Raw genomic sequence first — 5958 nt, 5'->3', positions numbered from 1 at the left:
CCCCTGAGAACGGTGATGTTACACCGAATGTTAATGACGAAATCGTTAAACCAGGTGAAGTGAAAGACAAGGTTGAATACCTTAAAGTCGGAAACGATGTTGTGAAACGCACTACATCTTATACGGTGACCCCTGAGAACGGTGATGTCACACCAAGTACTTCAGAATATAAAAATTCGTCTAAATTGACTAATACAAATAACACAAATAAACCAAACGACGTTAATGTTGAAGGTGAGATTCAGACAGGTGATAATTCTCGAACTAACTTGACTGGCAAAAAAGTTTTACCAAACACAGGTGGATCTGACTCAGTTGCTATGAATTTGTTAGGTGCGTTAACACTCACTTCTGTTCTTGGTTTGGCTGCGACTAAACGCAAAACGGAAGATAATTAATCTTTAAAGAGATACCTTTGGGCTCTTTGTCAACTGTAGTGGGTTGAAGAAAAGCTATGATCGAGAAAGGACAAATTTCGTCCTTTCTTTTTTGATGTTCAGAGCGATAAAAATCCGTTTTTTGAAGTTTTCAAAGTTCCGAAAACCAAAGGCATTGCGCTTGATAAGTTTGATAAGATTATTGGTTGCTTCCAGTTTGGCGTTTGAATAGGAGAATTGAAGAGCGTTGACGATTTTCTCTTTGTTCTTTAGAAAGGTTTTAAAGACAGTCTGAAAAAGAGGATGGACCTTCTTTAGATTGTCTTCAATGAGACCGAAAAATTTGTCAGCTTCCTTATTCTGAAAGTGAAAAAGCAAGAGCTGATAGAGCTGATAGTGGTGTTTCAAGTCTTCTGAATAGCTCAAAAGCTTGTCTAGGATTTCTTTATTGGTTAAGTGCATACGAAAAGTAGGGCGATAAAAACGCTTATCACTGAGTTTACGACTATCCTGTTGAATGAGCTTCCAGTAGCGCTTGATAGCCTTGTATTCATGGGATTTTCGCTCAAATTGATTCATGTTTTGTATAAATCTTATGGGACTTTTTTCTACAACAAAATAGGCTCCATAATATCCATAGGGGATTTACCCACTACAAATATTATATAGCTGAAAAGCTAAGCTCTAGAAAGGACAAATTTCTTTCTTTTTATATAGTTTATTTTTTGTTATATAACTTTACTATTATTTCCAAGTTTTTAGTGAAATTTCTCCGCTATTTAGCCAGATTTCTTTTCCGTTATCACATTGAACTAAAAGTTTACCACTTTCAGAGATATCTTTAGCAAGTCTCTTGTAGTCTTTTTGCCCTAGTGTGAAAGTGACTTCTTTTCCAAGAACGAATGACTGTTTTTTGTATAGGTATAATAGCTCTTCTGCTGGTGTTTCGAAGAAAGCACGCCATATTTCGATAATTAATTCATTTCTTGTTATAGGTGCTGGTACTTTAAATAAACTATCAGCTTTTTCTTTTAATTCCTGAGGGAAGTCTTTAATAGTGAAATTGATACCTACTCCAATAATGATATCTGTGACTAAGCCAGTTTCTACAGAGGTCATTGCTTCAGTAAGGATTCCTCCAATTTTATGATTTTTGAGGTAGATATCGTTGACCCATTTTATGTCGACATCTATTAAAGTTAGGTTCTTAATAGCTTTGTAGATAGCTCCAGCTACAAGTAGTGTGTAGGATGCTATTTTGTCATAGTGGACCTCATTTCTAACTCAAACGTCTCATACTTAATTCCACCATAAAAATCCGTTTTAGACTAATTTCCACTTTGGTCATCCAAGTGGAAGTTACTTTGAGAAGTTACCATGGAGATTAAATATCGAAAAATATTGTGAAATCTTTCCTTATATTCCCAAAGTGTGATATAATAGTTTCGAATAAAATAAATAAAGGGGTTTTTGTAACATGGCAAAACTTACTGTTAAAGACGTTGACTTGAAAGGTAAAAAAGTCCTCGTTCGTGTTGACTTCAACGTACCATTGAAAGATGGCGTAATCACTAACGACAACCGTATCACAGCAGCTCTTCCAACTATTAAGTACATCATCGAACAAGGTGGACGTGCAATTCTTTTCTCTCACCTTGGACGTGTGAAAGAAGAAGCTGATAAAGCTGGTAAATCACTTGCTCCTGTAGCAGCTGACTTAGCAGCAAAACTTGGTCAAGATGTTGTGTTCCCAGGTGTCACTCGTGGTGCTGAATTGGAAGCAGCTATCAACGCTCTTGAAGATGGACAAGTTCTTTTGGTTGAAAACACTCGTTACGAAGATGTTGACGGCAAAAAAGAATCTAAAAACGATCCTGAACTTGGTAAATACTGGGCATCACTTGGAGATGGTATCTTCGTAAACGATGCATTCGGTACAGCTCACCGTGCACACGCATCTAACGTTGGTATCTCAGCAAACGTTGAAAAAGCAGTTGCTGGTTTCCTTCTTGAAAACGAAATTGCCTACATCCAAGAAGCAGTTGAAACTCCAGAACGTCCATTCGTGGCTATCCTTGGTGGTTCAAAAGTTTCAGACAAGATTGGTGTTATCGAAAACTTGCTTGAAAAAGCTGATAAAGTCCTTATCGGTGGTGGTATGACTTACACATTCTACAAAGCACAAGGTATCGAAATCGGTAACTCACTTGTAGAAGAAGATAAATTGGATGTTGCGAAAGCTCTTCTTGAAAAAGCAAACGGTAAATTGATCTTGCCAGTTGACTCAAAAGAAGCAAATGCATTTGCTGACTACACTGAAGTTCGTGATACTGAAGGTGAAGCAGTTTCTGAAGGCTTCCTTGGTCTTGACATCGGTCCAAAATCTATCGCTAAATTTGACGAGGCTTTGACTGGTGCTAAAACAGTTGTATGGAACGGACCAATGGGTGTGTTTGAAAACCCTGACTTCCAAGCGGGTACAATCGGTGTGATGGATGCTATCGTGAAACAACCAGGTGTTAAATCAATCATCGGTGGTGGTGACTCAGCTGCTGCAGCGATTAACCTTGGCCGTGCAGACAAGTTCTCATGGATTAGTACGGGCGGAGGTGCTTCAATGGAACTTCTCGAAGGTAAAGTATTGCCAGGTTTGGCTGCACTTACAGAAAAATAAGATTAACTAAATGAATCAAATAAGAGAGGGATGAAAGTTCCTCTTTTCTTTTGCTTAAAATAAAAACGCTTCCTCTCAACTATTGCTCATAAAATCAGCCAATTTATGATAAAATGGAAATAGAAAGTTGAGATTATGAGTTATTTTAAAAAATATAAATTCGATAAATCCCAGTTCAAACTTGGTATGCGAACCTTTAAAACAGGAATTGCTGTTTTTCTAGTTCTCTTGATTTTTGGCTTTTTTGGTTGGAAAGGTCTTCAAATCGGTGCTTTGACAGCCGTTTTTAGCTTGAGGGAGAGTTTTGATAAGAGTGTTCATTTTGGGACTTCGCGTATTTTAGGAAATAGTATCGGTGGCCTCTATGCCTTGGTTTTCTTCCTAATAAATAGTTTTTTCCACGAAGCCTTTTGGGTAACCTTAGTTGTTGTTCCAATCTGCACCATGTTAACCATTATGACAAATGTAGCCATGAATAACAAAGCAGGGGTTATTGGTGGTGTAGCGGCTATGTTAATCATTACCCTATCGATTCCGAGTGGCGAAACAATTTTGTACGTATTTGCGCGTGTATCAGAAACGTTCATGGGTGTTTTTGTCGCAATTCTCGTAAATTACGATATTGATCGTATTCGGCTCCTTTTAGAAAAAAAAGAAAAATAATGTTACATTTTGTAACATTATCAATTGACGTTTGTCTTTTTTTAGACTATAATAGACAGAAAGAAGGAAATTGTAAATGAAGGAAAAAGAATTTCGCCGAAATATGGCTGTTTTTCCTATCGGCAGTGTTATGAAGTTGACCGATCTATCGGCGCGTCAGATTCGTTATTATGAAGATCAAGAGTTGATCAAGCCTGATCGAAACGAAGGGAACCGTCGCATGTATTCCTTGAATGACATGGATCGTCTACTTGAAATCAAAGATTATATTTCTGAAGGTTATAATATCGCTGCCATTAAGAAAAAATATGCTGAACGTGAAGCGAAATCCAAGAAAGCGGTGAGTCAGACTGAGGTGCGCCGCGCACTTCACAATGAACTCCTCCAACAGGGTCGCTTTGCTTCAGTACAGTCACCTTTTGGTCGCGGTTAGGCAACCGCAAGTAGTCATACATTAAGGAGAAAACTCATGCCAATCACAGCTGCAGATATTCGTCGTGAAGTCAAGGAAAAAAATGTTACCTTTATCCGTCTCATGTTCTCAGATATTTTGGGAACCATGAAAAACGTCGAAATTCCTGCTACAGATGAACAATTAGATAAGGTCTTGTCAAATAAGGCTATGTTTGATGGATCTTCTATTGAAGGGTTTGTACGTATCAATGAGTCAGATATGTACTTGTACCCAGACTTGGATACATGGACAGTCTTCCCTTGGGGAGATGAAAATGGAAGTGTTGCAGGTTTGATCTGTGATGTCTATACAACAGAAGGTGAACCATTTGCGGGGGACCCTCGTGGTAATTTGAAACGAGCTCTTCGTCACATGGAAGAAGTAGGATTCAAATCTTTCAACCTTGGTCCAGAGCCAGAATTCTTCCTATTTAAGTTGGATGAAAATGGAGATCCAACACTTGAAGTGAATGACAAGGGTGGCTACTTTGATTTGGCGCCTACTGACCTTGCGGACAATACACGTCGTGAGATTGTCAATGTCTTGACCAAAATGGGATTTGAAGTAGAAGCGAGTCACCATGAGGTTGCTGTTGGACAACACGAGATTGACTTCAAGTACGATGAAGTTCTCCGTGCTTGTGATAAGATTCAAATCTTTAAGCTCGTTGTTAAAACCATTGCTCGCAAACATGGACTTTACGCAACCTTTATGGCAAAACCAAAATTTGGTATTGCCGGATCAGGTATGCACTGTAATATGTCCTTGTTTGATGCAGAAGGAAACAATGCCTTCTTTGATCCAAATGATCCAAAAGGAATGCAGTTGTCAGAAACGGCCTACCATTTCCTTGGTGGTTTGATTAAGCATGCCTACAACTATACTGCCATCATGAACCCAACGGTTAACTCATACAAACGTTTGGTTCCGGGTTATGAAGCGCCTGTTTACATTGCTTGGGCTGGTCGTAACCGTTCGCCACTTGTGCGCGTGCCTGCTTCACGTGGTATGGGAACTCGTCTTGAGTTGCGTTCAGTGGATCCGATGGCAAACCCATACATCGCTATGGCGGTTCTGTTGGAAGTTGGTTTGCATGGTATTGAAAACAAAATCGAAGCACCAGCTCCTATCGAAGAAAATATCTACATCATGACAGCAGAAGAGCGTAAGGAAGCTGGTATTACAGACCTTCCATCAACTCTTCACAACGCTTTGAAAGCTTTGACAGAAGATGAGGTTGTCAGAGCAGCTCTTGGAGAACATATCTATACTAGTTTCCTTGAAGCCAAACGAATCGAATGGGCAAGTTATGCAACCTTCGTTTCACAATGGGAAATTGATAATTATTTAGACCTTTACTAATACTAATATAGAAGAAAGATTACCTGAGGGTAAGCAGTCATACAGCAGTCTAAGCAATCGAATACTTATAACCCCTAAAATAGCGATTTCGATCGCTATTTATTTTTCGAAAAATCCTCTTGATTCTTTATTATCTCAATAAATGATGATGGAGACTGTTTTGTTTGTGCTTGTCGATTTTTGAATCCTGATCGAGCGGAAGAATATTTCTGCCGAGGTTGCCAAGGGGAAAATCCTGAAGATATTGAATTTTATGATGAACAATTACAGGCAGAAAAGGTGGAGGTTTTGAATATTCGATTGGAAGTAAAAAATTGAATTATCTACAATCTCATCAACAATAAACCTATTTCACCCCCATTATCTATAGGCGTATTTTTACGCCTTTTTATATACTTGAAGCACATAAGAAACATTATGAGAAGTTC

General features: G+C 38.6%; 5 protein-coding genes and 2 pseudogenes. 5 read left to right on the top strand and 2 right to left on the bottom strand.

The window, feature by feature from the left end:
• Positions 1–398: LPXTG cell wall anchor domain-containing protein (locus HT728_RS10660; RefSeq protein WP_240156597.1), on the top strand; the 398-nt coding region annotated here is incomplete at its 5' end.
• A gap of 54 nt (positions 399–452) precedes the next feature.
• On the opposite strand, the pseudogene HT728_RS06550 reads toward HT728_RS10660, so the two are convergent.
• Both HT728_RS06550 and HT728_RS06545 read right to left on the bottom strand, forming a co-directional pair.
• Positions 453–971, bottom strand: a pseudogene (locus tag HT728_RS06550) (transposase); the annotation flags it as partial.
• 150 nt (positions 972–1121) lie between these two features.
• Positions 1122–1643: pseudogene (locus tag HT728_RS06545) on the bottom strand (biotin--[acetyl-CoA-carboxylase] ligase); the annotation flags it as partial.
• A 211-nt stretch (positions 1644–1854) separates the two neighbouring features.
• Between HT728_RS06545 and HT728_RS06540 the strand changes: the two are divergent.
• The 4 genes from HT728_RS06540 to glnA all read left to right on the top strand — a co-directional run bounded on the left by HT728_RS06540 (position 1855) and on the right by glnA (position 5530).
• Positions 1855–3051, top strand: coding sequence for a phosphoglycerate kinase (locus HT728_RS06540; RefSeq protein ID WP_049496377.1), 1197 nt, complete (start codon positions 1855–1857; stop codon positions 3049–3051).
• A gap of 135 nt (positions 3052–3186) precedes the next feature.
• Positions 3187–3714 carry an aromatic acid exporter family protein gene (locus HT728_RS06535; RefSeq protein ID WP_054393254.1) on the top strand — a complete coding sequence of 176 codons (528 nt, stop codon included), beginning with the start codon at positions 3187–3189 and terminating at the stop codon, positions 3712–3714.
• A 76-nt stretch (positions 3715–3790) separates the two neighbouring features.
• A complete protein-coding gene (glnR, locus tag HT728_RS06530) occupies positions 3791–4147 on the top strand; it encodes a transcriptional repressor GlnR (RefSeq protein WP_000659547.1) in 357 nt (118 codons plus the stop codon).
• Between the two features lie 36 nt (positions 4148–4183).
• Positions 4184–5530, top strand: coding sequence for a type I glutamate--ammonia ligase (glnA, locus tag HT728_RS06525; RefSeq protein ID WP_001122886.1), 1347 nt, complete (start codon positions 4184–4186; stop codon positions 5528–5530).
• The last annotated feature ends 428 nt before the right edge of the window (positions 5531–5958 follow it).

Origin of the sequence: Streptococcus sp. 544, assembly GCF_013277385.1 — a bacterium.
Lineage (GTDB): Bacteria > Bacillota > Bacilli > Lactobacillales > Streptococcaceae > Streptococcus > Streptococcus mitis_BA.
This window is presented reverse-complemented; position numbering and strand designations above follow the sequence as displayed.

Excerpts from the sequence above, each read along its gene's own strand:
- HT728_RS06540 (WP_049496377.1), top strand. The coding sequence starts at position 1,855 with ATGGCAAAACTTACTGTTAAAGACGTTGACTTGAAAGGTAAAAAAGTC.
- HT728_RS06535 (WP_054393254.1), top strand. The coding sequence starts at position 3,187 with ATGAGTTATTTTAAAAAATATAAATTCGATAAATCCCAGTTCAAACTT.
- glnR (WP_000659547.1), top strand. The coding sequence starts at position 3,791 with ATGAAGGAAAAAGAATTTCGCCGAAATATGGCTGTTTTTCCTATCGGC.
- glnA (WP_001122886.1), top strand. The coding sequence starts at position 4,184 with ATGCCAATCACAGCTGCAGATATTCGTCGTGAAGTCAAGGAAAAAAAT.